At 43.1% G+C, this 25,253-nt stretch carries 24 protein-coding genes; 11 read left to right on the top strand and 13 right to left on the bottom strand.

Features of this window, described 5'->3' with window-relative positions; all coding sequences use genetic code 11:
- Positions 1 to 330: 330 nt before the first annotated feature.
- Positions 331 to 498 (bottom strand): aspartyl-phosphate phosphatase Spo0E family protein, encoded by a 168-nt coding sequence (locus tag ACJA3J_RS04085; RefSeq protein WP_089653410.1) that lies wholly within the window; start codon positions 496 to 498, stop codon positions 331 to 333.
- Between the two features lie 278 nt (positions 499 to 776).
- Between ACJA3J_RS04085 and ACJA3J_RS04080 the strand changes: the two genes are divergently transcribed.
- Positions 777 to 1,157 carry a RidA family protein gene (locus ACJA3J_RS04080; RefSeq protein ID WP_089653413.1) on the top strand — a complete coding sequence of 127 codons (381 nt, stop codon included), beginning with the start codon at positions 777 to 779 and terminating at the stop codon, positions 1,155 to 1,157.
- A gap of 99 nt (positions 1,158 to 1,256) precedes the next feature.
- On the opposite strand, the gene ACJA3J_RS04075 is transcribed toward ACJA3J_RS04080, so the two are convergent.
- Positions 1,257 to 1,487 (bottom strand): excisionase family DNA-binding protein, encoded by a 231-nt coding sequence (locus ACJA3J_RS04075; RefSeq protein ID WP_115893172.1) that lies wholly within the window; start codon positions 1,485 to 1,487, stop codon positions 1,257 to 1,259.
- 116 nt (positions 1,488 to 1,603) lie between these two features.
- Here ACJA3J_RS04075 and ACJA3J_RS04070 point away from each other — a divergent pair, with 116 nt between their 5' ends.
- The 5 genes from ACJA3J_RS04070 (at position 1,604) to ACJA3J_RS04050 (ending at position 6,073) form a co-directional block, all read left to right on the top strand.
- Positions 1,604 to 2,452 carry a DUF1206 domain-containing protein gene (locus ACJA3J_RS04070; RefSeq protein WP_089653418.1) on the top strand — a complete coding sequence of 283 codons (849 nt, stop codon included), beginning with the start codon at positions 1,604 to 1,606 and terminating at the stop codon, positions 2,450 to 2,452.
- Between the two features lie 231 nt (positions 2,453 to 2,683).
- A complete protein-coding gene (locus ACJA3J_RS04065) occupies positions 2,684 to 3,139 on the top strand; it encodes a hypothetical protein (protein WP_115893170.1) in 456 nt (151 codons plus the stop codon).
- A gap of 99 nt (positions 3,140 to 3,238) precedes the next feature.
- A complete protein-coding gene (locus ACJA3J_RS04060; protein WP_406945615.1) occupies positions 3,239 to 3,988 on the top strand; it encodes a VCBS repeat-containing protein in 750 nt (249 codons plus the stop codon).
- A gap of 258 nt (positions 3,989 to 4,246) precedes the next feature.
- A complete protein-coding gene (locus tag ACJA3J_RS04055) occupies positions 4,247 to 5,068 on the top strand; it encodes an STAS domain-containing protein (RefSeq protein ID WP_115893168.1) in 822 nt (273 codons plus the stop codon).
- A gap of 12 nt (positions 5,069 to 5,080) precedes the next feature.
- The gene (locus tag ACJA3J_RS04050; protein ID WP_406945614.1) at positions 5,081 to 6,073 is read left to right on the top strand and encodes a Gfo/Idh/MocA family protein; all 993 of its coding nucleotides are present in this window, start codon (positions 5,081 to 5,083) and stop codon (positions 6,071 to 6,073) included.
- 35 nt (positions 6,074 to 6,108) lie between these two features.
- Here ACJA3J_RS04050 and ACJA3J_RS04045 read toward each other — a convergent pair whose 3' ends face one another.
- Entirely contained in the window at positions 6,109 to 6,591 is a 483-nt protein-coding gene (locus ACJA3J_RS04045) for a GNAT family N-acetyltransferase (RefSeq protein ID WP_406945613.1), read from the bottom strand.
- A 100-nt stretch (positions 6,592 to 6,691) separates the two neighbouring features.
- The gene (locus ACJA3J_RS04040) at positions 6,692 to 7,993 is read right to left on the bottom strand and encodes a Na+/H+ antiporter NhaC family protein (protein WP_115893165.1); all 1,302 of its coding nucleotides are present in this window, start codon (positions 7,991 to 7,993) and stop codon (positions 6,692 to 6,694) included.
- Positions 7,994 to 8,308: 315 nt separating this feature from the next.
- Between ACJA3J_RS04040 and ACJA3J_RS04035 the strand changes: the two genes are divergently transcribed.
- A complete protein-coding gene (locus tag ACJA3J_RS04035; protein WP_406945612.1) occupies positions 8,309 to 11,335 on the top strand; it encodes an efflux RND transporter permease subunit in 3,027 nt (1,008 codons plus the stop codon).
- A 186-nt stretch (positions 11,336 to 11,521) separates the two neighbouring features.
- Here ACJA3J_RS04035 and ACJA3J_RS04030 read toward each other — a convergent pair whose 3' ends face one another.
- Positions 11,522 to 12,904: a YjiH family protein gene (locus ACJA3J_RS04030; protein ID WP_406945611.1), complete on the bottom strand. Its 1,383-nt coding sequence runs from the start codon at positions 12,902 to 12,904 to the stop codon at positions 11,522 to 11,524.
- 188 nt (positions 12,905 to 13,092) lie between these two features.
- Here ACJA3J_RS04030 and ACJA3J_RS04025 point away from each other — a divergent pair, with 188 nt between their 5' ends.
- The gene (locus ACJA3J_RS04025) at positions 13,093 to 14,343 is read left to right on the top strand and encodes a cytochrome P450 (RefSeq protein WP_406945610.1); all 1,251 of its coding nucleotides are present in this window, start codon (positions 13,093 to 13,095) and stop codon (positions 14,341 to 14,343) included.
- Positions 14,344 to 14,393: 50 nt separating this feature from the next.
- On the opposite strand, the gene ACJA3J_RS04020 is transcribed toward ACJA3J_RS04025, so the two are convergent.
- Positions 14,394 to 15,455, bottom strand: coding sequence for an AI-2E family transporter (locus ACJA3J_RS04020; protein WP_406945609.1), 1,062 nt, complete (start codon positions 15,453 to 15,455; stop codon positions 14,394 to 14,396).
- A 715-nt stretch (positions 15,456 to 16,170) separates the two neighbouring features.
- On the bottom strand, positions 16,171 to 16,920 hold the full coding sequence (locus tag ACJA3J_RS04015; RefSeq protein WP_406945608.1) for an STAS domain-containing protein: 750 nt from the start codon (positions 16,918 to 16,920) through the stop codon (positions 16,171 to 16,173).
- Between the two features lie 275 nt (positions 16,921 to 17,195).
- Between ACJA3J_RS04015 and ACJA3J_RS04010 the strand changes: the two genes are divergently transcribed.
- The 3 genes from ACJA3J_RS04010 (at position 17,196) to ACJA3J_RS04000 (ending at position 18,365) form a co-directional block, all read left to right on the top strand.
- Positions 17,196 to 17,351, top strand: a complete 156-nt coding sequence (locus tag ACJA3J_RS04010; protein ID WP_089653454.1) for a Fur-regulated basic protein FbpA — start codon at positions 17,196 to 17,198, stop codon at positions 17,349 to 17,351.
- A 28-nt stretch (positions 17,352 to 17,379) separates the two neighbouring features.
- The gene (locus ACJA3J_RS04005; RefSeq protein ID WP_089653456.1) at positions 17,380 to 17,682 is read left to right on the top strand and encodes a MerR family transcriptional regulator; all 303 of its coding nucleotides are present in this window, start codon (positions 17,380 to 17,382) and stop codon (positions 17,680 to 17,682) included.
- A 152-nt stretch (positions 17,683 to 17,834) separates the two neighbouring features.
- Complete coding sequence (locus ACJA3J_RS04000; RefSeq protein WP_089653457.1) at positions 17,835 to 18,365, top strand: YceI family protein; 531 nt, start codon at positions 17,835 to 17,837, stop codon at positions 18,363 to 18,365.
- A 48-nt stretch (positions 18,366 to 18,413) separates the two neighbouring features.
- Here the strand turns inward: ACJA3J_RS04000 and ACJA3J_RS03995 are convergent, their stop codons facing one another.
- The 6 genes from ACJA3J_RS03995 to ACJA3J_RS03970 all read right to left on the bottom strand — a co-directional run bounded on the left by ACJA3J_RS03995 (position 18,414) and on the right by ACJA3J_RS03970 (position 25,236).
- Positions 18,414 to 19,718: a DUF4179 domain-containing protein gene (locus ACJA3J_RS03995; protein WP_406945607.1), complete on the bottom strand. Its 1,305-nt coding sequence runs from the start codon at positions 19,716 to 19,718 to the stop codon at positions 18,414 to 18,416.
- Positions 19,705 to 20,223 (bottom strand): sigma-70 family RNA polymerase sigma factor, encoded by a 519-nt coding sequence (locus tag ACJA3J_RS03990; RefSeq protein ID WP_406945606.1) that lies wholly within the window; start codon positions 20,221 to 20,223, stop codon positions 19,705 to 19,707. The genes ACJA3J_RS03995 and ACJA3J_RS03990 overlap by 14 nt, the downstream gene beginning before the upstream one ends.
- 207 nt (positions 20,224 to 20,430) lie before the next feature.
- Positions 20,431 to 20,754, bottom strand: a complete 324-nt coding sequence (locus ACJA3J_RS03985; protein ID WP_406945605.1) for a CHY zinc finger protein — start codon at positions 20,752 to 20,754, stop codon at positions 20,431 to 20,433.
- A 149-nt stretch (positions 20,755 to 20,903) separates the two neighbouring features.
- Positions 20,904 to 22,097, bottom strand: a complete 1,194-nt coding sequence (locus tag ACJA3J_RS03980) for an MFS transporter (RefSeq protein WP_406945604.1) — start codon at positions 22,095 to 22,097, stop codon at positions 20,904 to 20,906.
- A 15-nt stretch (positions 22,098 to 22,112) separates the two neighbouring features.
- Positions 22,113 to 23,744, bottom strand: coding sequence for an SLC13 family permease (locus ACJA3J_RS03975; protein WP_406946269.1), 1,632 nt, complete (start codon positions 23,742 to 23,744; stop codon positions 22,113 to 22,115).
- A 211-nt stretch (positions 23,745 to 23,955) separates the two neighbouring features.
- On the bottom strand, positions 23,956 to 25,236 hold the full coding sequence (locus tag ACJA3J_RS03970) for an exo-beta-N-acetylmuramidase NamZ domain-containing protein (protein ID WP_406945603.1): 1,281 nt from the start codon (positions 25,234 to 25,236) through the stop codon (positions 23,956 to 23,958).
- Positions 25,237 to 25,253: the final 17 nt, after the last annotated feature.

Below are 25,253 nucleotides of genomic sequence, written 5' to 3'. Positions count from 1 at the left end.
GAAGTATTCTAGCGCTGATTTTGTCGAATCACAACCCATTTTCTGAATATTTATATTTTTATCTTTTTTTTCTTAAAAATAAAGCGATTCCAAGAGTATTCACTATTGTTATTTCTCTACAGTCTTTTATAAGTCTGAAACCGAAAATTAAACATAAAAAACCTCCTGCGCAACTCGCAGGAGGTCCATGATTGTTATGTAACCTGCCACCCTATAGAAATGGTTAAGTTTCCCGCAGTCGTTTCGATTGCTAGGGTGGCATTGATATTAAGATACCATAGTGGCTGTAGGGATTCAAGCACACATGGCCCTATGTACTTTTAATCTAATTTAATTGGAACATTGGTATTTTCTTTGTTCACTAAAACGATTCAATAGGTCATCTAGCTCTTGTGAAATTCTCAATAGTTCATCATCCGTAGGGTTATTGTTATAGATTTCATACATGCGCGTTCTTAATTCTTCTATTTGTTGTTCTAACCGTACTTTATAAGGCATAATTTCATCTCCTTCACTCGTACCTTACCCTAAATAAACGAATCTAAACTACTATTTTAAAATAATTTTAAAACATAATAATTCTTCTGATTATTTAACTACGCTATAAGTATTATATCGGACAAAAATATTTCGAAATAAGTCTTTCTTGTCATTTTCTAGTTGTTCTACGGTGGTTCTTTAGATATATTGTCGATATTTCCCGGGTAATGATTCTATTTCTCTATCACAAAAATCGTGATAGGATGAATGAAAACCTACATAAAGGAGTGGCAGTCATGTTTAAAGCTGTTTCAACGAATCAAGCACCAAGTGCGATTGGTCCATATTCTCAGGCCACAGACCTTGGACATATCATTTTTATTTCTGGGCAAATCCCTCTGGATCCGGAGACGATGGAATTTGTCTCTAACGATATTAAAGAACAAACACACAGAGTGATGAAAAACATTCGTGCGATACTTGAAGAGGTAGACCTCTCTTTCAATAATGTTGCGAAAATGAACATCTACTTAGACTCGATGGATGATTTTGCTGTAGTCAATGATGTGTATGCAAGTTATTTGAGTGAGCCTTATCCTGCTCGCGCAGCTGTAGAAGTCAGCAAACTTCCTAAAGGTGCAAAAGTGGAAATAGAAGCCATTGCTACGCGAGATTAAGTCTATATTCATAATATTCGAAAATCATAATGTTTTTCTGTCCACATTCTTCTAAAAGAAGCAGAGCTGAAATGGCTCTGCTTCTTTTATTTCATTTCACTAATCTTCATCTTTAACATCCGGATCCTCCGGGAGAGGTTCGCTCAGGTATTCCTGAATCATTTTCCGGTAGTTTTCCATCTGTTCCAGATGGTTGTGGAATTGATTTTTATTGATCAGATACTGCCGCCCATCATAAATGGTCTTAATTTTATGATTCAAGATCAACTGCCGGACATAGTCTTCAGGAAGCTCAAGGAATTCTGCTGTTTCTTTAACTGTTAGATACATGATCCGTCACCTTTCTTTCCCTTGCATTATACCATTTCTTTTTTTACGGAAAGTTTCTTTTTCTACAATTGTGGGAAATACATTAAAAACTATTCTAGCGAAATGAGAGGGATACTATGGCTTCTACGATAACAACAAACAAAAACAAGCGATCAGAAGCAAGCGAAGAAATCAAACCATGGGTGCGGAGATTCGGAAGGACCGGTTTCATGGCCAAGGGGATTGTTTATGCTCTTATCGGAGTATTGACCCTGATGGCCGCTCTTGGAGTCGGAGGGAAAACAACCGGAACGACAGGGATGTTCCGCTCTCTTGCCGGCGTCGCTTTTGGAGAAATATTACTTTGGATTATTGGCATCGGTTTGATCGGATATATCTCCTGGCTCGCGATAAAAGCCATCATGGACCCCAACAATGAAGGAACAGATGGGAAAGGGTTGATTACTCGACTTGGTTACATTGTAGGTGCCATTATTTATGGTTCCCTGGCTTTCAATGCAATTAAATTTGCCCTCAATGCTGGTTCCGGCAGTGGAAATTCAGAACAGACGCTTTCAGCTAAACTCTTGTCTCAGCCTTTTGGCCAATGGCTTGTCGGGATTGTTGGAGCTATTGTCATAGGATATGGTATTTATGAAATTTATCAAGGTAGTACAGGACGCTTTATGAAAAAGATGAATACAGCGGAAATGGACCGCCATAAAAGGAATGTGGCAGAAAAATCAGGTAAATTCGGATTATCAGCAAGAGGAATTGTACTTGCCCTCATCGGATTCTTTTTCATTCAAACCGCCTTGTCCGCAAATCCTGATGAAGCCAAAGGTCTGGACGGAGCACTTTCTGAAATTGCCCAGCAGCCTTACGGACAAGTCTTACTAGGTATTGCCGCCATTGGATTGATTTTATATGGTATCTACCAAATGGTACGTGGACGATATGCTCGTATGAATTTCGGAAAAAAATAATTTCCATCAAAAAAAGCCTTTCCTCCAGTGAGGAAAGGCTTTCGACTTTTGTCGCGAATATACCGACGACCACATTCGTCGTTTAGCTTTTATAAAAAGCATGTACTTCGTCTTACACAAACAGCTCATCGCTCATTTAATATACCATGATTCTTCCTGAATAGCAAACCAAGGCGTTCATTCGTCTTCTTGTGCTATACTAGGGCTACAAAAATACCTCAGGAGGAACTTATGCTTACATTTGAAGAAAAACTGAACATCATTGAAGAGTTTCCTGAACTTGAAAAGAAAGAGATCTCCCTTGGAAGAGTGAATTTCCATTATGAAGAAAGCGTGTATGATAAAAAAATTGTTGTTTACCGGCTCCACCCGAATGGCAACGGATTTGTTTATGCAGGTGAAATGGATGACTATGCTACGGACGACAAAGGGATGGTCAATATTAAGGAGATGAGCGCCGATGAACTCCGCACGTTAATCCGGGAGGCGATCGAATCTTTGTCCCTCTCCCCTGCCGAGAAAAATCCAGTGATGGAGGAATGGCTGAACGACAACGATCAGTCGCTTGTTCTTATGCGTGAAGAAGATGGTTTTCATGTGTACGCTGAAGAACAGTTGGAAGGTACGTTCAATTCCTATGAAGAAGCCGTTAACTTCCTGGAGCAAGAAGGCTTCAGCCGTCTTTAATATACCAAGAGCCGTTTTATACGGCTCTTTTTTTTAAAGTACAGTACTGTCACACCTCGCCCATTCTGCATAAAGTATTGAAAAAAGGTGGCTTTTTTCATGTACACGTATCCCTATTTCTACAGGCAGCAACAGCCCTCAGCAACTTCGAACATCCTCTCCTATGCCAAAGGGGATGTGAATGGGGACTTCATCGAAGACCAAGTTTTTCTAGTCGGAGAAAAAACACCGGATAGTCCGTATATCACGAACATTACTCTGGTCATTCAGGATGGACAAACGAACCTTTTCTATAATGTCCCATTAAAAACGAACATGGGATATCAACCGCGTCTTTTTCTTGGGGACTTCACAGGTAACGGAGTAGATGACATCTTGATTAGCATGGATTCTGGTGGGAGCGGCGGTTTTGGATACTACTATTTGTTTTCATTTATAAACAACCAACCACAGGTCCTTTTTGACTATGAAACGTTCGATGAAGCTTATGAATATGAAGTCAATTATCAAAATCAGTATAAAGTTGAAGTTCTAAACAAAACACTCGGTCTTTCTTTTCTCATCGACCTCAGCAACAGGGACTCTGAGTATCTATCAGAAATTTATAATGAGGACGGAACATTAGAAGCACCGCTACAAGGTTCCGTATCTGGTTTGAACACCCTTTACCCCATCGATTTTGACGGAGATGGGGTTTATGAATTGTTCGTTTTTCAACGAATTATCGGCCAATATAATGCGGATGGATTAGGATTGGTTCAAACCCCGCTTACGTGGAAAGGCAATGACCTTGTCCCCTTCTTTGATAATCAATATGTGGCTGTCCTAGGAATGAGTACAGATGCTTAACAAGCAATATCTTTTCTAATCCTGACATGCTTCTTATCCTTTGGGGTACCAGGTACGTTGATTCTATCCTACTGTACCTGGTACAACATTCACTACATTCAACCGGTTTGGTACCAGGTATATGATAGGCTTTAATTGGAACCTGGTACCTTTTCATTTCTTTATCCACGGAAAATTCTGATGAAAATCTCCCAATAATCGTTATACTAGGATAAAATGGGGTATAAGAAAAACTAACGTTAATGGAAGGAGAACGATATGGATCGATTAAATGAACGTTTAGCCCAATATTTTAATGATAACCAAACCACATTAGTAAACGAATTACTCCCAAAAACCTTGGACAAGCTGCAAATCAACTATACAGATCAAGATCTGAATTATCATTTTGAAATGCTTCGTCTACTTCTTGACCGCGTAGCTAAAAGCCTCTTGCAGCACCCAGATGAAACAAATGCTGCCGCCATCGGCTACGATACCGAAAATTACCTTTATTCAAAAGGAGTCCTTTTGAAACAGACCGTGGACGTCCTAAGCGTATTCCGTCTTTCTCTTATGAAGCATATGCGGAGTTCGAACTTGATTCAAGAGGCCGATATAGAAGAAGGCTTCGTTGTAGCAGAAGAAGTAGTCACAGCATTTGACGCAGCTATTCGAGCGACGACAGACAGTTATAACAAAACCAAAGAAAGAGAACATGAAGAAATGGAGAAGCATTTGAATGCTGTCTCTACCCCCGTCGTCCTCATCGATGAATTTCAAGCTGTTCTTCCATTGGTTGGGGAATTTTCCACGGAACGTTTCGATGTGGTGAAAGATCACACGTTACATAAAGTCAAAGAGCATGGATTACGGCTTTTATTCATTGATTTTTCAGGGATCGCTACGTTCGATGAAGTTTTCATTAATGACTTGTTCAACTTAACAAAAACCATTAAACTGCTGGGAACAAGAACGGTGCTGACCGGAATTCGTACAGAGATGGCCATTGCGGCGATCCAGTCTGAAATGAATTTTGAGGAACTGGAGACCTTCAATGATCTCAAGCAGGCACTGATTACAATTAATGATAACCAGTAAGGAGTTGGACCGATGATTCGTGTAGCTTTATTAAGCAAGTGGCACGTACATGCCGTGGATTATGCAAGAGAAGCTTCTGAAAACCCCAATATTAGCATCTCGAAAGTTTGGGATGAAGATGTGGAGCGGGGCCAAGTGTGGGCCAAGGAACTCGAGGTACCTTTCGATGATCAACTCGAACGCGTGCTTTCAGACCCTGAAATCGATGGTGTCATTGTCACAAGTCCAACAAATCTTCATAAGGAAATCATCATGGCAGCTGCCAATCACGGAAAGCATATTTATACAGAAAAAGTCCTCTCTTTCAGTAGAAAGGACGATGAAGAAATTTTCTCTAGTTTGGAGAATACCGGCGTTAAATTTATGATTTCTTTACCTAGATTGACTTCTCGTTATTATCTATATGCCCAAAAGATTATCGATGACGGGGTGCTCGGGACCGTAAATATGATCCGTTGCCGTGTTGCACATAATGGAGCCGTACCAAATGAAGACCATCCGAATGGGTGGCTTCCTGAACGCTTTTTTGACAAGGACCAATGCGGAGGCGGGACGTTGATCGACCTCGGTGCCCACCCGATTTATTTGGCGAACCGCCTTGCCGGAAAACCTACGGCCGTATCTGCCCATCTGCATTCGCTCATGGGCCGAGGTGTAGATGACCACTCTGTCGCCACCGTAGAGTATGAATCTGGTATTCTTGCGATGTTGGAAGCGAGTTTTGTCTCAACGGGAAGTCCTTTTCAGCTCGAGATTTATGGGACGGACGGGACACTTATGGTTGAGGGAAATGAAGCGCGAATTAAAAGCAGCACCCATGGGATGAATGAATGGACGTATCCTGACCTCCCAACGGCAATCCATTCCCCTCTCCAACAATGGGTGGACGACATCCTCCATCAAGAGAAACCGACCATTAAGAAAGAAGATGCCCTTCAGTTGACCGCTGTCAACGAAGCAGCCGCTCTTTCACACAAACATGAAAAAAGAATCACGATCAAATAAAAATGCCTGCCCATCATTGCCGTGATGGACAGGCTTTATTTAAGCTCTTTTTTCAATGTAACCAATGGCCTTATTTTACCTCTGAACCATTCTTCTGTGACTTCCCCTGTGGGTACAAATCCGTTCTTTTCAAAAAAACGCAGGCTCCCTTTGTTATCCTCGTACACTTCTGCAAAAACGTTCTCCATACCAAAAAGAATATGAATCTCTTCCAAGAATAATTGAAGCGCCTCCGTTCCTACACCACAATTCCTCTTTTCTGCGATGACCATTCCGATAAAATCTCTTTCTGGGGTGCGGAACAATTCTAACTTACCAATTAAGCGACCATCCAGAACCACAGCTTTCATAAATAGATTCGGTTTTTCACCATTGAAGTAGGCTTCATACGCTTTTAAAAATTGTTCATATGTACGCGGGACATCCACACCTGTTTGAACTTGTAATTTTTCATCCATTTCCCACTCATGCAACACTTCGACGTCACTGCTGTTAATGTCCTCGATGGAAACTTCCATAAATCAATCTCCTCTTTAAAAATAGACCTTAATTATAAATTCAGTACCAGACGGAACGCCTGGTACTGTAAATATTCCCTATCCTATTATTTTGAACCCATTAATTTCGAACCGTAAACCTTGGAAATCGAAACAGGATAGCCAGAACACCTGAAAGAGCAAGCAGAATCGGATAAAAACAGTATGGGACAATACTGACTGGCGATATACTTGCCACCCCTGCTACGGACAAGATTTGAGCGCCATACGGAAGCAAGCCTTGAACAGAACTTGAGAAGATGTCCAAAAGGCTCGCTGACCTTTTAGAGTCAATCTCAAACCGTTCTGAGATTTGTTTAGCAAGCGGACCAGCTGTCATGATGGAGATCGTATTATTGGCAGTAGATACGTTCACGGCGCTTACCAATCCTGCGATACTGAATTCTCCACCTCTATTCGAATGAGCACCACGACTAATTTTGCGAAGCAGAAAATCAATGCCTCCATTTTGCCGAATCAGTTCAACAAGTCCTCCTAGCAGGATAACAAGTAAGGCCAATTCCTGCATACCGGCAAAACCTTCTCCTATCAGGGTCACGAATTCCATTCCTGAAAATTCTCCCATAAAGAGGCCGATCAAGCCTGCAAAGCCGATGCCTCCCATAAGGACATAGATGACATTGATGCCCATAATAGCAAAAATAAGAACTCCTAGGTACGGCAACACTTTTACGATGTTAAACGGATGTTCATCCTGAAGCGTAGACGCTGCATCCATTGTGAGAACACCAAAAATAATAGCCGTCACAATCGCAGCCGGAAGAACGATAAAGAAGTTTGCTTTAAATTTGTCCTTCATTTCTGTCCCTTGTGTACGGACAGCGGCAATTGTCGTATCAGAAATAATGGATAGATTATCTCCAAACATCGCTCCACTGACGATTGCTCCCATTGTCAGGGCGGCTGCGACATCTGTCTGCTCTGCAATGCCCATTCCAACAGGGGCCAGAGCAACAATCGTCCCCACAGAGGTCCCCATGGAGATGGAAATGAAACAAGCGATGATAAACAAACCGACAATGAGCAAGTTCCCTGGCAATATACTCAAACCTAAGTTGACAGTTGAATCAACAGCTCCCATCCCTTCAGCGACCGTAGAAAAAGCACCGGCCAATAAGAAGATGATCACCATCAAAATAATGTTGGAGTGACCTCCGCCTTCCGTCAATTGTTGTAATTTCGTTTGGAAAGCTGTTTTTCTATTCATGAAAAGGGCAACAAGAATCGCGGCGAAAACAGCCACCAATACAGGCATTTTATAGAAGTCACCGGTCAGTATTCCAGACCCGATGAACAACAGGATGAATACCCCGAAAGGAATCAGCGCCCATCCGTTCCCCTTATTCAACTCTTTCTTTTCCATAAAAATCCTCCTTAGTCAGGATTCGTTCATAAGGTCTAGTAAGAAGCAAAGTGACCTTAATAAGCTCTTTCATACTCTACAACACACGAAGATGAGATATCAAGTTCTAAGAAGTGTTCTGGCCAAATGGAAAAAATAGGTCCAGAGACGTAAATGAAATACGCCCAAAGCTAAAGGTGAAAATTATCTAAGTCGCCTATGCTTAGAATGTGCAGGAACTATTTGTAAAATTTTTATCTGAATGAAAAATTTCCCTCATGTTTACATGAGTTCAGGATATAATTAATTTCGTGTCACGATAAGGAGGAGAAGGATATGAGAGTACTGAAGTTTATTTTGCAAAGGAAAATCTTAATTGGACTTGTAACGATGCTCATCCTCATCATAGGTGGTTATGCCATGTTGAACATGGACGAAGAGCTTCTGCCACCTCTTTCTATGGATAGCGGATACATCAATGTTGATGCTGGCAGCCAACCGGCAGCAGAAGTCGAACGTACGATTACAACCCCCCTCGAGAGGCAGCTGGAAAGTATAAAGGAAGTGGAAGAAATTCGGTCCACTTCTTTTGACGGACGAAGTTCCATTCAAATGATCTTTGAACGCGGGGAGGGTCCCGAGGCCATAAAAGAGGCAGAAGCCATAACCAATCAAGTCACATCTTCCCTTGCTGTGGATCGGGTAGAGGCTGGGCAGTATGGGACGACTCAAAGCTATCAATTCTTTCTAGATCTTTCAGGTGGAGAAATGGAAGAAATGAGTGAGTTTGCTACAAATACGCTCGAGCCAAGACTCGAAGAGCTCCCTGAAGTACGCGATGTTGACCTCATGGGCATTCAAGAAAATGAAATGGTCGTCCAATTTAACCAGCAGGAGTTAACAAATAGAGGGTTACAAGTGGATCAAATCATTCCCCTTTTACAACAAGCGGATGAGGAGGTTACTTTAGGTGAATTATCTAAAGAAGAGAACACTCCATCCCTCCGGTGGAAATCATCGATTGAACAAGTCAGTGACTTAGAAAACATCAGCATTCCTACCCAAGCAGGATTCATCCCACTTCAAGAAATCGCTACAGTGACACTACGACCTCAAGAGCAATCATCCTTTGTATGGAAAAATGGCGCGAAAGATTTTCTTTTTATCCAAGTCGGAGGATCCGATAACTTCACCGACATTGAAACGGCCTCTGCTGTAAGGGAAGAAATAAAATCAATGGAAGACGAAGGTCTCTTTGAGCGTTTTCAAATAAACGAAGTCGTCGCTCAAGCCGACTATGTAGAAGAGTCCATTAGTGGCGTGACAAGCAACATCCTCGTCGGAGGTTTGATTGCCATTGCCATCCTGTTCATTTTCCTACGAAACTTAAGAGCCACTTTTATCATCAGTATATCCATTCCTACTTCTATTCTGCTTACACTTGCTTCCATGTGGATGCTCGATTACAGCTTGAACATGCTGACACTCATCGGCCTTGGGCTTGGAATCGGGATGATGGTCGACTCTTCTATTGTCATTTTGGAGTCCATTTACAATAAGAAAGAAAGCGGAATGAAGGGGATGGAAGCCGTTACTTCGGGTATAAAAGAAGTCGCTACCGCTGTTCTTGCTTCCATGATGACAACGATTGTCGTTTTCCTCCCTATTGGTCTCCTTGGAGGAGAAATGGGGCAATTCATGATTGTTTTGTCGATTGTCGTTGCTATTACTTTAATCAGTTCTGTCATCATTTCTTTTACGTTAATTCCATCTCTGGCAGAGAAATTTATGAAGCTGAGCAATAAGAAACAGATCAGGCATGAAGGACCTATTCTAAAGTTCTATGATCGACTGGTTTCCTGGATCGTTAGAAAAAAACGTCACAGTCTTGGCGTACTTCTTCTTTTTGTGACATTGTTCGCAGGATCCCTTTTCCTAATTACGAAAATTCCAATGACTATTATGCCAGATGTTTTCAATCGCTATGCTGAATTGATGATTGATGTGGAGGAAGGATTGTCCCAAGAAGATAAACAAGAACTCGTGATGGCGGTCCACGAAGAATTGGAGAAGATTGATGATGTCGAATCAGATTATGTCATGGATAACGGTGGGATGCTATACACCATTATCAACATGACGAAAGAAGACGACATTACCACAGAGCAAAAAGAAGTGAATGAACAGATTTTCAAATCCCTTCGTTCTTTAGAAGAAAAGTACCCAATCAATCAAGTATCTAGTGTGATGGATGGAGGCGGCGGGAGTCCTGTCCAAGTCCAAATAAAAGGAGAATCTTTCGAAGAATTACGAGCAATATCTCAGGATTTCAAAGAAAATTTAGAAGAAATCGATGGAATTGTGGCCAGCCAAACTTCCATCGATCGAACTGCAGAAGAAGAGCTCATTCAATTGGACCAGAAAGCACTTGAGGATGCAGGCTTGAATGAATGGCAGGTACGTCAGACGATTCAGCAAGCATTCCTTGAACAGCCGATCAGTGAGCTTACTATTGATGAGAAAGATGTACCACTACTCGTGAAATGGGAAGAACCGACAACATCTAAAGAGTCCTTGCTTGGTATCACGATTCCTACAACAGACGGAGAACAACCCCTTTCAAAATTCCTAACCCTTGAGACAGTCGATACACCGAATGAAATCAATCATGTAGATGGAGAACGATATATTTCAGTGACTGCTGATTTTGAAGAGCGCGATCTTGGATCCATCAACCGTGACGTTCAAGAGCTTATCGATGAATTTGTTACACCTACTGGATATAATGTGACGCTTGCGGGTGATTTAGAGGCCCAACAAGAAGCTATACAGGAAATGCTTCTCATTTTGGGTATTGCTATTTTCCTTGTCTATCTCGTTATGGCCGTCCAGTTCAACCACCTGTTCCACCCACTCATCGTCATGTCCGTCATTCCAATGACAGTGGTCGGTGTCATCCTTGGTTTATTCCTAACTCAAAGAGAACTTAGCGTCATGTCTGCCATGGGCATTGTTATGCTGATCGGAATCGTCCTGAACAATGCAATTCTTTTCATTACGAGAACGAATCAGCTAAGAAAACTTGGATGGGACGTAGAAACCTCCCTCACCCAATCCGGAAAAGACCGATTGCGCCCGATTTTCATGACCAGTCTGACCACAGCAGGCGGAATGTTGCCTCTTGCTCTTGCCACCGGATCTGCAGGCAACTACCAAGCACCGATGGCTACAGTCATTATATCCGGGCTTCTTTTTGCAACATTCATTACTTTGTTACTGATTCCGGCCATCTATCGCTTATTCACAAGATCAAGAAAAAATAAAACAAAGATCAACGCTTACCCAAAAGAATCAGCTATGTAATAACCCCCAAAAACAAGAAAGGATGAGCGAAACTTATCCATGTAATGACCTCCCCTATTGTAAATAAATGAGGCGCAGCTGAATTTTCAGCTGCGCCTTTTTATTACCTAATCCTACTAGGAATGATCCAATTCATGATTCAAGCTGCAGGAACCCCACATCATCAAAACCATCCCTTTTCTATTTCTAAAAGAATAAGAGATGAGCGAGTAGTGCTGCAATCGGTAGAGTAATGACCGTACGCTGCAGGAAAATTACAAAAAGCTCAAAGAAGTTGATCGGAATTTTCGACTTAATTAAAAGGATGCCGATCTCAGACATGTAAATGAGCTGCGTCAGTGACATGACCCCAATTATGAAACGGGTCAGTTCTGAATCAATTCCGCTTCCAACCACAGCGGGTAGGAACATATCTGCGAATCCAACAATCATCGCCGGTGCGGCCTCTGCAGCTTCTGGTATCTGCAGCAGATTCAAAAACGGAATGAACGGGTAGGAAAGCCATGTGAATACTGGTGTGAATTCCGCAATAACGAGCGCGATGGTTCCAAGTGCCATTACGAGCGGGATCAAGCCGAACCAAATATCCGCCACATTGAACATTCCTTTTCTCACGATGGATCCAGCGCTTTTCACTTGATCCGCTTTGGCTACCGCCTGGTCGAGACCGAATTTGAACGTGGATGTCCCTTCTGGCACGATTTCATCAATCTGTTTCCCTACCGGCTCGTGATACGTTTCTTTTTTCAAGGAAAGCGGCGGAATTCTCGGGCAGATAACAGCGGCTACCACCCCACAAACCACGACCGTGAAATAAAAGGATACAAACATATGGTCAATCGATAAAAACTTCGCAATCACAAGACTGAACGCAATCGATGCAATCGAAAAGTTACTCGCAACGACTGCCGCTTCACGTTTGGAATAGTAACCATTTTCATACTGCTGGGTGGTCAACAGCACACCTACTGTCCCACTCCCCATCCACGAAGCCATCGCATCTACAGATGAACGACCAGGCAGCTTGAACAGTGGATGCATCACTTTTCTTACGACCGTGCCAATCAAGTCCATCAAACCGAACTCTAGCAACAGCGGCATAAATAAACTGGCAAATAGAAACCAGACCATAAGTACAGGAATTAAATCATAGAGAACAACGCTCCCTGTCAGTTCAGAACCGATAAAGGAAGGGCCCGCCTCGAGGAGCGTCAGGATAGCAAAAGCTGCTCCAAGGAAACGCAAGACCATCCAGAACGGTCCAACATCAAAAACATTTGCAATGAATGGATGGTTTCTTATTTTGCTGTTCGCGACTTTGACCCCGACACTCCCTATCGCAGAAAGCGAGATCACAATGGTCATGAACAAAGGAATCCAAGGGCCGATCGTCGCTTGAAGCCCATCTGCCATCAAACCGAGTCCGATCGTCACCCGTCCATCGACAGAGATAGGGACGAGGAATAGTAGAACCCCGACCAAAGATGGTAGAAAAAATTTCATCCATTGCTTCGTTGTATAGGATGTAGATGTTTGAATACTGCTTACTTTTGATTGTTGAATAGCCATGATTCGTCCTCCTCCGTCATTTTTATGCATAATAAAGTATAAATAAACAGTGCATGATAGTTAGTAACTATACATTTTCATGCATGAAAATTCAATAGTTTTTATGAAGTTTTTTAAGACGGTTTATCCAGGTAAAGAAAAAGGAATAAAGAAGACTACGAGATTGCTAGTAAAGGAGGCGTTACATAATGACGGTCAAAGTGCCGAAAGACAAGACGATCGACAATACACTCGCTATTTTTAAAGACGGGTACAACTTCATACCAAAGCGGGTTCAAAATCACCATTTGGATGTGTACGAAACGAGAGTTCTAGGAGAAAAGGTGGCCCTTCTCAGCGGAATCGAGGGGGCAAAACTGTTTTACGACACCAGTCGTATGAACCGGAAAAATGCTCTCCCTAAGAGAGTGTTGAAAACTTTATTTGGTGAAGATGCCATACAGACGATGGATGGGGATGCACACACTCATCGCAAATTATTATTCATGTCATTGATGACTCCTGATGCCCTGCAGGAACTGTATGAAATCACGACGAAAAACTGGGCACGTTTCACAAAAAAGTGGAGCAGCATGAAAAAGGTGACGCTTTACGACGAGTCTAGGGAACTACTTTGCCGGACAGCGTGTGAATGGGCCGGCATCCCATTAGAAGAAAAAGAAGTGAAGAAAAGAACGAGAGATTTGAGTAACATGATCGATGGATTCAGTGCGGTCGGTCCGAAGCACATTGAAAGCCGGAGAGCACGCAAACGGTCGGAGGACTGGATGGAAGATCTAATATTACAAGTCCGGCAAGGGAAACTTGAAGCAGAAAAAGGAAAAGCCATTCACGAAATGGCTGTGCATAAAGATTTAGAGGGCCAACCCTTAGACGCAAGAATGGCGGCAATTGAGGTGCTGAATGTGATTCGTCCACTTGTAGCCATTTCTAAATTCATCGCATTCGGTGGTGTTGCCCTTCATGAATATCCAGAAACTCAAACGCGCGTCTCTCTAGATGATGAATATTTATTTCGATTTGCACAGGAAGTCCGTCGTTATTTCCCTTTCGTTCCTTTTCTCGGAGCGAGGGTCGACCATGATTTCACATGGCAGCAATACTCGTTTAAGAAAGATCAACTTGTCCTGATCGATATTTATGGAATTAACCATGATCCTAAAATTTGGGAGAATCCGGATCAATTCAATCCTGAGAGATTCATCGACTGGGATGGAGGGTTGTTCGACTTGATTCCTCAAGGCGGAGGCGGATATTATAAAGGACATCGTTGTCCAGGAGAATGGCCGACCATTGAAGTATTGCAAGCCAGTTTCCGATACATGACCAAACACTTGGGTTATGATGTACCAAAACAAGACTACAGCTACAGTTTGAAAAAGATGCCCTCCCTTCCGAAGAGCGGTTTTATTATAAGCAATGTCCACTTCAAAAATTGACTATTAAAAGCTAAAAAACGTCCAGGAATAAATCCTGGACGTTTTTCTATTCAGGGATGATAGAGTCGGTAAAAATCATACCCGTGTTTCAGCAATACTTTCAATACGGAATAAGTAGGTACAGCGATAATCATTCCGACCACCCCATACAATGGTGCCGCCACAACAAGTAACAGAATGACCGTTAACGGATGGATATCCAAGCGTTCTCCAAAGACCAAGGGGGCAACCAAATTCCCCTCTAATTGTTGGACAACAATGAACGTGATAATCACATAAATAGCCATCGAAGGTTCCTGCATGAGAGCGACTACTATCGCCGGGATCGCACCAATGACAGGTCCGACAAATGGGATGACACACGTTAACATCACAAAGATCCCTAGTATCAAAGCATAATCAAGCCCGATGATGACGTAACCGATATACGTCAGCACACCATCCACAGCAGCAATTGTCGCTTGTCCGATAATGTAAGAAGAAACCGTATAGTCTAAATCTTTGAGCACCTTTTCCCCGCGTGGTTTATGTTTCTCAGGCAAGGCCCTTTTTAAGAAAGGAATCAGTTTGTGACCATCTTTTAAAAAGAAAAACAAAACGAACGGCACGATAATCAAGACGGTAGTCGCCCCCGCGATGGTCGAGAAAACACTCATCATGTGTTCCCCGATCTGTTGAGTCAATCCACCGAAGTATTCCGTTACTCGCTGCTTAATGGAAACTACGGACACCATGCCCATATCGTTTTGCTCAAGCTTTTGTCCTGCCTCTTCGGCTGTCTGTTTAATTTTTTCAGGTAAATTCGATATGTCCGTAATCTGTTTTTTTATGGTATCTGCTAAAAAACGGATGCCCCCATAAATGAGTACCCCGATCAGTGCAAAAACAAGCAGGATGGCAACAGGCAGAGGTAAAAACTTCGATTTTGCCATAAAATGCACGGCAGGTCGCAAAATATAAAAAAGGAACCCAGCAATTAGCATTGGATAAAATAAAGTTCCAAAGATCGTCTTGACGGGATTCAAGAGCTCTAGTTTTTCTAAGAAATAATACAGGATGAGTATAAGTATAGCTGCTGTGATGTACTTAAAGAATGAATGTCTGATCCACATGTTCCTTCACCGTCCTTTTACACCATTCATTCACTAAATGGACGGATCGTAAACTATTGATCCGAATTCACGACCAAAAATCCACCATTTCATTATAGCTCCCGTTTGTGGAAGACTCAGTTTCGAGATGTTTTCGGTGTTCGTTGCCGTATTGGGCGTCAGGGGTGGTTGGGAAGCTACTCGCTTTCCTGTGGGGGAGTGGCGAGCTTCCTCGGGCTACCGCCCTGTGGGATCTCGCCTATCTCCTTTCTCCCACGGGAGTCTCGCAGCTTCCCAACCCCCCCATTCGATGTATGTGAGTAACGACCCCCTTTACCAAGTTGGATTGTCTTCCACCCTCCCACTTTAAGAAGTATAAAGTGCTCTACATCAAGCTTTCATGCTCGAAATGATCACTGGGTATCGTTTATATTATCCCATTCACTTGAGCATACAAGCAGAGTTTCTGAGAAGTGGTTTCGAGACACTTACATGGTAAAGAGGCGGAGGGGAATGGGGAGACTCCTGTGGGAAAAAAGTGCATGGTGAGACCCCGCAGGACGCAGTCCGAGGAGGCTCACCGCGCTCCCACGGAAAGCGACTCATTCCCCGCAGCCTCATCCACTCAACAAAAGTCTCGAAATTGAGTCTTCCACAATCCTGCCAATTAGTTGAATAAGCAGCCTAACTAGTTTCACTTCCTATGTAAAAAAGACGTGCCTGCTGGCAAGTCTTTTTAGGAATCGTGTTGTATGATGTACCGTAATCCTGCATACGTATTTTTGAATGTTTTAAGCCCTTTGTCAAAGTACCGGAACGAAAGAGCAAGCTTTGGCGTCATCCCTACCACAAGACATTCGGTTCCTACCAATTGCAACGATTGATTCAGTTGCCTTAAGTGTCTGCTGAACTGGTCATTGAATTTATGGATTCCACTCAAGTCAATCAAGGCGTATTGAATATCACCTTCTGTACATTCTTTCAGGAGAGAAGAAATGAGATGATCCACTCTTTTTTCATCCAAATCACCAATAAGCGGAACAGCTACTGCATGGTCCCAAACTTTTAAAATAGGCATCGAAAGCGACTCAATGAGATGGTCCTTTCGCTCCTCTTCCTCAGCCTTCGTCGTTACATCCATTAACATGATGGTATAGTAGCTTGTTTCCCCCTCGTTATTTTTCATTGGGGTAATTACCGTATCTGCGACGAATTTATTCTTAATATTAATTCTCACTTGATGTTTCTCAGTCAGCCTCTTCATTCGCTCCCGTTGTCTTTCCGGGTTGGTATGAAACTTGTCCATATTCTCTCCAATTAAATCATCCGCGCGCTCGTATCCGAATAACGGAGCAATTTTCGTGAAAAGATTTTTGGCCTCATCATTCATCCACACCAGATCATAATTGAGATCTGCAAGCAAGATGCTCTCTCCTATGCTATTCAGCGCATCTGTCATCGTTAGATCTGAAGTCATCAAAGCCATCCATGTTCCCACCTATCCAATTATTTTTTCTTTATTATAATATCAATTCCTTCCCAGAGGTAGAGGTGAAAAAAGTCGAGTTTGTTCATGTCATAAAACATAACAACACCATTATTTTATGTTAGATTTTCTAACACATTAAGTGACACACCAAAAATTTTCCGCTATTCTATATTCATCAGATAAGAATAGGAGGAGATCATGGTCCTTATTCCAACCCGGCGATTTGTTGTGCCAAAGAATGAAATATTTCACACATACGGGAGTGAACCTTAATGAAAAACCATTTGAGGACGGCCGTTGAAAGTATGAAAGAACATTACATTCAAAAACTTATTGATGCAGGGATGTATCAAGCCTCTGATGAAATGCTCCAGTCGCTAACATTAACGGAGCTCGAAGCTCTCGCTTCAAGGGTCGAACGACCATAAGGAGGTGCAACATCGAGGAGGAGAAGTGATGTCATCTTACAAGCACAAAAAAGTCATTTCGATTGGTACGGTCAACGAACTCACAGGCCTCTCCCTCAGGCAAATACGTTATTATGAGGAGCGGAAATTGATTTATCCCGAACGTACCAAGAGAGGAACACGCAAGTATTCTTTTTCTGATGTTGAAACCCTCTTGCAAATTGCTGACAAACGAGAGGAAGGTGTACAAACGTACGAGATCCGAAAAGATTTACAGTCTTCCAACAAAGGGAAGGTGATGGAACGGATGCTTCGCGGGCAGTTGAATGCCCATTTTCGAATGAATAAATGAATTCACTTACAGGCAGCCCGGACACCCCTAGGTCCAGGGCTTTTTTTTGCACACTTTAAATATCTCGACATAAAATATCTTGACTTCAAAATAAATAGAGCGTATAGTTTTATTTAGAATTCAAACTATTTTATTTCAAAGGAGAATGTAAAATGACAAATTTAACGTTGGATCAAGTCCACAGCAGCTTGAATTTCCAAATTAAACATATGATGGTATCAAAGGCGAAGGGTGAATTTGAAACGTTCGACGTGGAATTTTCCGGTGATTTGAATAACCTACCATCTGCCCAAGTGACCGTTACCATTCCGGTAACTTCCATCAATACAGGAAACGAACAACGCGATGGCCACCTTCGTTCCGGCGACTTTTTCGAAGCCGATCAATATCCAAACCTCGTGTTCCGTAGCACTTCCATTAAGAAAGTATCGGATGATGAATTCGAAGTGACCGGTGACTTCACCATTAAAGGGGTGACTCAACAGGAAACTTTCACGGTTGAATATAACGGGACGTCGAAGAGCCCGATGGATGGCAGCACGATTGCAGGTTTCGATGTGAGTGGAAAAATAGATCGTGAAGCATATGGGTTAACCTATAATGCGACTCTTGAAACTGGCGGTGTGCTGTTAGGGAAAGATGTTAAATTTGAAGGGAACTTTGAGTTTGTTGTAGGAGAATAAATTTACACCATCAAAAAAAGCTGAGTCTAACTACAGACTCAGCTTTCTTCATTCTAATGGGATTTTAATTTCTTTTTCCAACCAATGAGGGTAGGAGGAGAAATCGATCCGGATGGGACCTTTCACTGCTTCATCAAAGAATGTATGAACTGTTTTCGGTCCTTCCACAAGTGAGTGCACTTGTTGACTTGATGGATGAAGAGTGTCCCCTTTCTCATCCTTTACGCTTGAGAATCCAATATTTTGCGAGACTTCTTCATCAAATTTCATTTCAAAAGCGGAAGTGGATGCTTCAGTCAGTTCAGCGATTTCTCCAGGTTGATAGAGAATTTTCTCCGACTCAAGGTCAATCTCCATATACTCTTTTTCCTGATCTGCAACCATCACTTTTGAAAAAGTAAGAGCTAAAGATTCCGGTTGTTCAAAATAATTACTCTGTATATAAAACGTCATCTCATTATTTTCCGGTCCACCGGATGCAGTAACTCCGTTGTTGATCCCGGACCAAACCTCTCCATTTTCTCCTTTTAACTCCAGGTCTTCGATTGATAGAAGTTCGGTTTCATTTTCTGGATGTTCTCTCACTTTAATGGCTGTTCTTAGTGGGTGGATCGTCACATTTTCAATAACGAATTGTTCTCCTTCTATGGATACCGTTTCTTCTAAGGTGTACTCTTTTGATTGTGCATCATTTTTGGCCGTGAAACTCACAGCGAATTCCTCTTTTACAAAAGAACCGTCGATGATCCCACTTCCTGAGATGGATAAATGGAAGTTCTCTATCCCGCCCATTCCCTCTTGCGTATAAACCTCCATCATTTGCATGTCCTTGTTTTCTTCTAACTCCCTGCCGTTATAGGAAACAGACTTTGGTGGCAGCTCTTCACCGGCTCCAGTCGTTAACTTCGGAGTACCTAACCTAAGGTTTCTATGTTCCCCGACAGCTTCCAAAGTGTAAAAAATCACCATTCCGTAGTCATCCCGAATCACACCTTCCAGGGAGAGTGTCAAATCACCCTTTTCTTCAGTGATCCCTAGAGGCTGAAAGTGATCGGCATCAATGGCAGCTTGCTTACTCTTATCTCCTTGAATAAGTTGAACAATATTTTCCATACCGGGGACTTGGGAGACTTTTTCAGCAAAAGCCGACGAAACACGAACCCCGCCAAATAGAAGAAAAAGAGCCGCCACAGCGGTAAGAACGGGCCAAGCAAATTTCCTTAACCGTCGTGTCGGACGCTTCGTTGCCTGATGAAAACCAAGGTCTACCGCTTCGTCTAACTGTTCATCTTCGGTATGTACCTGGTCATACATTTCTTTCCAATTAGTCAATTCTCTATCAAGCTTGCTCATGTTGCTCCTCCTCTCCCAGTTCTTGTTTTAGCTTAGCCAGCGCTGTATAAAGGCGTGTCTTCAACGTATTTTCTTTTACATTCATAATCTTGGATAACTCTCGGAACGTAATGCCATGAAAATACTTTAAATAAACAAGCTCCTGCTCTTTAGGTTGAAGAGAAGAAATGGCCTCTTCCAAAGCAATCCTTTCTGTTTCATCTCTTCGTTCTTGGACAGGGTCAACATACTCTCGGGTATGAATGCGTTTCTTGTGTGTAAGGAGATCTTGGCAATAGTGGATCGTGATACGAACGAGCCAAGTCTTCGCGTACAGAGGTTTCCTCAATTGATGGCGCTTCTGGTAAGCACGAGCGGTCACTTCCTGCAAGGCCTCTCTTGCATCTTCTTTATTTTTCAAAAAAGCGAGCGCCGTTTTATAGATGTCCGTTTTATAGTTCTTCATCATGATGAGAAAGGATTCATCATCGCCGTTGATTGCTTTTTCTATGATGGAAACTTCCAAAGAGTCCCCTCCCTTTTCTTTTTCTATCTATTAGACACAGTATTTCAAAAAAAGTTTGGATTTTTTGTGAGAATTTTTTTGTTTAAGTCACTTTGATTTCAAGTTAGGTCACTATTAACGCAGATAGGGCACTTTAAGTCTGAGATTAGTCACTTTCCCCTGACTCCTTGCCGCAGATATGAAAAATCCGCCCACGAAGATGGACGGTTACATCTCAAAATATAGAGGATAATGCAGGCGGCAGCCTTCATTGAATTCATGCTCACACACGGGACATCGGGGCGAATTCATATATTCATGAATGGTCAACTCGTGGTTGCAGCTGCCACAAAGAATAGCGAGCTCATCCCACAAGCGCTTCGGCCAACGCGACGGTTCATGGTCCGCCAGTTCCTGGTGGCAGGAATAACAAGCATAATATTCTCCACAACAATGGAAGCGGATGGCGATAATATCGACCTCACTGTGATAATGGGCACAGCGTGTCTGATTATCCACCTGATTTCCTTTTACGAGAGGTGTCTTCCCCATTCTACTCTCTCCTTTAAATATCTCTTTCTATCAATCACACATATCTCTATCTTCCTCATCGAAAGTATGACCTTTTCCCTCGATTATAACATGGACAATTACCAAAAAAAGGTGTACCAGGTCATCCAGAATCTGGATGACCTGGTACCTCATTCGTCTTTATAGAGTGGTAGGAAGATAAATAGAATTATGAGCAGAAGAGTGACACTCAATACTCCTGTCCATTGGTAGCTTTCCCAGAGTGTTCCGATGGCTGTACTGCCGATGGCTACTCCTAAGTAATAGCTGATCAAGTAGAAACCTGACGCTCCACTCTTATGGTGGGTGGCGGATTTGCTGACAAGGGCAGCGGCCATGGAATGAGCGACAAAGAATCCCATGCAAATGAGAGACAGTCCTACGAGCACAAACGTTCCAGATGGAAGCGCAGTTAGAGCCGCACCAACGATGAGTATGGTCACACCAGTGAACATCACTTTTTTCAAACCAATCACATCAGAAACTCGGCCGGCAAGTGGAGGCGCGAGTACTCCGAAAACATAAGCAAAGTATGTAAAGGCAATCCATTTTAAGGACCAGTTGAACGGATCACCCTGTAAATGAAAAGGGATATAAGTCCAAATCGCGGTAAAGACGATTTGAAGCAGCACCCCCATCATGAACAAGACGAGCATCGAACGGCTTTTCAAGTGGACAAGCATCCCTTTCAAATCATCACTGATGGCCTGATCTGTTTTTTCGAAGAAGCGCTCTTTTGGAAAAAGGACTAAAAATAGAAGAGCAGATAGCAGTCCGAAGGCCGCAAAGATATATAACGTCGACTGCCAGTTAAACATATCCGTCACGTAACCACCTACGACTCTTCCTCCCATTCCTCCCAAGGCATTGCTGGAAATATATAAGGTCATAGCCAGACCCAAGTGTTTATGAGCGACCTCTGCTCCTAAATATCCCATCGCCGCTGCAGGGATGCCAGCTAAAAAGAACCCCTGGATAAATCTCACTACAACCATCCACCCGAATGTCGGAGTGAACGGTAAAAGGATGAGGGTTCCTGCTGTTATAAACAAGGAAACTTTCATGACAGCAGCACGGCCATATCGATCGGCAGAAAACCCAAGAATGAATAGACCGACGACCATGGCGATGACACATGCTGACATGAGTAAACTGGATTCCGTTGCCGACACTTGGAATTGGTCTGTGAACACAGGGAGCAATGGTTGAAAAACGTACAACGTTGAGAATATAGATAAGGAAGCCAACATTAAGGCAATGGTGACGCGCCAAAATTCACTTTGTCTTGGCGTATAGGGTTGTCTGTTTTTTTGTACGGCTTCCATATCCATCATCCTCTGTTATGAGTTAAAACGGTCGGGAAATGTTGTTAGATCGATGCCCCAAACGAATGGCAGGTAGAAATAAATAGCGATTGTGATCAAAATGACGGCTGCAATATTCAGCCAAAGACCGGCTTTGGCCATGTCTGGAATTCTCAAATAGCCACTCCCGAAAACGACGGCGTTGGGTGGGGTTGCAACAGGCAGCATGAAAGCACAGCTTGCCGCTACACCCGCTGCAATCATCAGGCTGTATGGGTGTACCGAGATAGCACTGGCTAAAGAAGCCATAATCGGAAACATCATCGTCGCTGTAGCTGTATTGGATGTAATTTCCGTTAAGAAGATGACTAGTGCTGCAACGATGACAACGATCAAAATCAGACTGACGCCCTCTAAAATCGTTAGCTGCGTCCCAATCCATTCGGCAAGCCCTGTTTCCTGAAATCCTGCGGCAATAGCAAGACCCGCACCAAACAGAAGCAGGATTCCCCACGGGAGTCCTTTCGCTGTGTCCCAATCCAGAAGGTAATCCCCTCTCTTATTTTTTGAAGGAATGAGAAAAAGAAGAATCGCAGCACTCATCGCGATCATCGTATCATTGATATTTTCATTGATGTGTACGAGGAAAAATGATCGGGAAATCCACGCCACCGCTGTCACAGCGAACACGGTCATGACGATTTTTTCTTCTACACTCATGACCCCGAGCGCACGTCTCTCTTCCCCGATGACTTTTCTGCCACCAGGCAGTTCTTTAATTTTCATAGGGAAAGCAATTTTTACTAAATAGAACCATGCGAGCGCTAAAAAAAGAATCGTAAGCGGAACACCGAACGCCATCCAGCCAGCAAAGCTGATCTCGATTCCGTAGGTTTGTTCAACAACAGCTTTGAAAATCGTGTTGGGAGGTGTTCCGATTAGTGTTGCAAGTCCACCAATGGAAGCACTATAGGCGACTCCAAGCATGACAGCTTTTCCGAAATTGAAATTGTCGTGATCGACCGTTTCCCCTTTTTTCTTCAACTGCTCAGAAGCTTGGTAGATGACCGCCATGCCGATCGGGACCATCATCATTGCCGTCGCTGTATTGGAAATCCACATCGACAATGTCCCCGTTGCGACCATGAAACCAAGCACGATTTGTTCTGTGCTTGTCCCTACGGATGCGATGATGAACAAGGCCATCCGCTTATGCAAGTTCCACTTTTGCATCGCAAGGGCAATGAGGAAACCACCCATGAACAGGAATATCGTATTATCCCCATAGGAGGAAGCCGTCGTCCCACCGCCCAGCCCTCCAGTCAGAGGAAAAAGAATCAGCGGCAGAAGGGATGTCGCAGGAATCGGAATCGCTTCTGTGATCCACCATGTGGCAATCCAAATGGTACTCGCCAAAACAGCGACAGCACTTTGCGATAGTCCATCGGCTTCTAAAAATAGAAGTGTAAGCGCAAACAAAATTGGTCCTAGAAAAAGCCCTACTTTCTGGCGCGTATCAAAGGATGGGCCAGGGTCATGCCCTTCCGTCTTTTGGTTCGTCTGCGTCACCGTCGAAGATCCGCCGCCATTTCCCGTTACTGTAAACCTCAATAAATTCTTCGCCTCGTAGTGCATCGTCCAAAGGCGACTCCACGCCCCACTTAACATTGATTGTGCACCCATGCTAATTACCTCACTTTCTATTTGTCAAATATGTATGAATATTTACAAATTTTATCATAAAATACCCCTTCTTGTAACAAATTTGCATCCACTTAAGACCGATGACTCAACAACTACCGCTTACTGGAAAAAATATACACACCAGGTCATCCATATTATGGATGACCTGGTGTGTAAAATTATCCCATATCTTATGTTACTTCTTATAAAGGAGGTAGTGCTTTCTTACTTTGTTAAAGTCTTTGAGCTCATCTTCCCAACGATTTTTCATGTCTTCGACGGATTCACCGTTTTCAATCGCTTCGCGAATCCATCCATTACCGACTAAAAGATCGAAGAAGGAAACGCCTGCTGAGTTTTCTGCACGGAACTCGAAGTCTTCTGGATACATGTCATGAATGGTCTTCACGAGATAGACGCCGGTTTCAACAGCATTGAACTCTTCACGGTCGATCACATGGATCTGCACCCCATGCGTCAATTCCCCTGCATGCTTCGAGAAGGATGGTGTAAAGGATGCTGCTCTGAACCTTACCCCTGGTAAGTTGTAGGCGTTCATCTCTGCCGCCAGATCTGTACTATTGATGAAAGGCGCCCCAATCAATTCGAATGGTTTCGTCGTTCCGCGGCCTTCCGACACATTCGTCCCTTCAATCAAAGCCGCTCCTGGATAAACAAAAGCCGTATCCACGGTCGGCATGTTCGGTGAAGGTGCAACGAATTCAAGATCTGTCTCGTCATAGTCCATGCCACGTTTCCATCCTTGCATTTCCACAACCGTTAAGTCCGCACCTATTTCAAATTCCTCATTGAACAACTTCGCAAGCTCTCCGACCGTCATTCCATGGCGAAGTGGGATCGGGTAGTTTCCGACGAAAGACTTGTAATCTTCATCTAGCACAGGCCCTTCTACCTTTTCTCCACCCAGTGGATTCGGGCGGTCAAGCACGATGAATGGAATGTTATTTTCTTGAGCCGCTTCCATCGCATAAGCCATCGTGTAGATGTACGTGTAAAAACGTGTGCCTACATCCTGGATATCAAACAATAACACATCGATGTCTTCTAACATTTCCGGGGTCGGTTTGCGTGTCTTCCCATAAAGACTGTACACAGGAACTCCTGTTTTTTCATCAATATAAAAATCCACATACTCTCCAGCCTGAGCACTGCCTCTCACCCCATGTTCCGGGCCATACAACGCGGTAAGGTTGACATCCTCATCGTTGTGTAACAGATCTACGATGCTGTTCAAGTTTTGATCAACTCCGGTCGGGTTTGTAATCAGCCCCACATTCTTGCCTTCAATCAATTCTTTTTCTTCATCTAAAAGAACTTCCACTCCAAGCTTGAAAGGTTCTCCTTTTTTATCGTGCCCTTTGTGTTTCCCAGGGTTGCCATTATGATCAGCGAAAACGACCGAGAACGTCGACCATGTCATGATTAAAATGACACCAAGCATCAACCATTTTTTCAAAATAATCCTCTCCCTTT

This window comes from Halobacillus sp. SY10 (genome assembly GCF_045401165.1).
Lineage (GTDB): Bacteria > Bacillota > Bacilli > Bacillales > Halobacillaceae > Halobacillus > Halobacillus aidingensis.
Note: the sequence above shows the minus strand (reverse complement) of the source record. Positions and strands in the feature narration are given on the sequence as shown.

What these genes read in the sequence shown, in the direction of transcription:
- ACJA3J_RS04030 (WP_406945611.1), bottom strand. Translation starts at nt 12,904, where the DNA reads ATGGCTATTCAACAATCAAAAGTAAGCAGTATTCAAACATCTACATCC.
- ACJA3J_RS03985 (WP_406945605.1), bottom strand. Translation starts at nt 20,754, where the DNA reads ATGGGGAAGACACCTCTCGTAAAAGGAAATCAGGTGGATAATCAGACA.
- ACJA3J_RS04020 (WP_406945609.1), bottom strand. Translation starts at nt 15,455, where the DNA reads ATGTGGATCAGACATTCATTCTTTAAGTACATCACAGCAGCTATACTT.
- ACJA3J_RS04070 (WP_089653418.1), top strand. Translation starts at nt 1,604, where the DNA reads ATGGCTTCTACGATAACAACAAACAAAAACAAGCGATCAGAAGCAAGC.
- ACJA3J_RS03975 (WP_406946269.1), bottom strand. Translation starts at nt 23,744, where the DNA reads ATGTTAAGTGGGGCGTGGAGTCGCCTTTGGACGATGCACTACGAGGCG.
- ACJA3J_RS03995 (WP_406945607.1), bottom strand. Translation starts at nt 19,718, where the DNA reads ATGAGCAAGCTTGATAGAGAATTGACTAATTGGAAAGAAATGTATGAC.
- ACJA3J_RS03980 (WP_406945604.1), bottom strand. Translation starts at nt 22,097, where the DNA reads ATGGAAGCCGTACAAAAAAACAGACAACCCTATACGCCAAGACAAAGT.
- ACJA3J_RS04075 (WP_115893172.1), bottom strand. Translation starts at nt 1,487, where the DNA reads ATGTATCTAACAGTTAAAGAAACAGCAGAATTCCTTGAGCTTCCTGAA.
- ACJA3J_RS04045 (WP_406945613.1), bottom strand. Translation starts at nt 6,591, where the DNA reads ATGGAAGTTTCCATCGAGGACATTAACAGCAGTGACGTCGAAGTGTTG.
- ACJA3J_RS04055 (WP_115893168.1), top strand. Translation starts at nt 4,247, where the DNA reads ATGGATCGATTAAATGAACGTTTAGCCCAATATTTTAATGATAACCAA.
- ACJA3J_RS04060 (WP_406945615.1), top strand. Translation starts at nt 3,239, where the DNA reads ATGTACACGTATCCCTATTTCTACAGGCAGCAACAGCCCTCAGCAACT.
- ACJA3J_RS04085 (WP_089653410.1), bottom strand. Translation starts at nt 498, where the DNA reads ATGCCTTATAAAGTACGGTTAGAACAACAAATAGAAGAATTAAGAACG.
- ACJA3J_RS04025 (WP_406945610.1), top strand. Translation starts at nt 13,093, where the DNA reads ATGACGGTCAAAGTGCCGAAAGACAAGACGATCGACAATACACTCGCT.
- ACJA3J_RS04000 (WP_089653457.1), top strand. Translation starts at nt 17,835, where the DNA reads ATGACAAATTTAACGTTGGATCAAGTCCACAGCAGCTTGAATTTCCAA.
- ACJA3J_RS04065 (WP_115893170.1), top strand. Translation starts at nt 2,684, where the DNA reads ATGCTTACATTTGAAGAAAAACTGAACATCATTGAAGAGTTTCCTGAA.
- ACJA3J_RS04040 (WP_115893165.1), bottom strand. Translation starts at nt 7,993, where the DNA reads ATGGAAAAGAAAGAGTTGAATAAGGGGAACGGATGGGCGCTGATTCCT.
- ACJA3J_RS04050 (WP_406945614.1), top strand. Translation starts at nt 5,081, where the DNA reads ATGATTCGTGTAGCTTTATTAAGCAAGTGGCACGTACATGCCGTGGAT.
- ACJA3J_RS04035 (WP_406945612.1), top strand. Translation starts at nt 8,309, where the DNA reads ATGAGAGTACTGAAGTTTATTTTGCAAAGGAAAATCTTAATTGGACTT.
- ACJA3J_RS04005 (WP_089653456.1), top strand. Translation starts at nt 17,380, where the DNA reads ATGTCATCTTACAAGCACAAAAAAGTCATTTCGATTGGTACGGTCAAC.
- ACJA3J_RS04080 (WP_089653413.1), top strand. Translation starts at nt 777, where the DNA reads ATGTTTAAAGCTGTTTCAACGAATCAAGCACCAAGTGCGATTGGTCCA.
- ACJA3J_RS04010 (WP_089653454.1), top strand. Translation starts at nt 17,196, where the DNA reads ATGAAAAACCATTTGAGGACGGCCGTTGAAAGTATGAAAGAACATTAC.
- ACJA3J_RS04015 (WP_406945608.1), bottom strand. Translation starts at nt 16,920, where the DNA reads ATGGCTTTGATGACTTCAGATCTAACGATGACAGATGCGCTGAATAGC.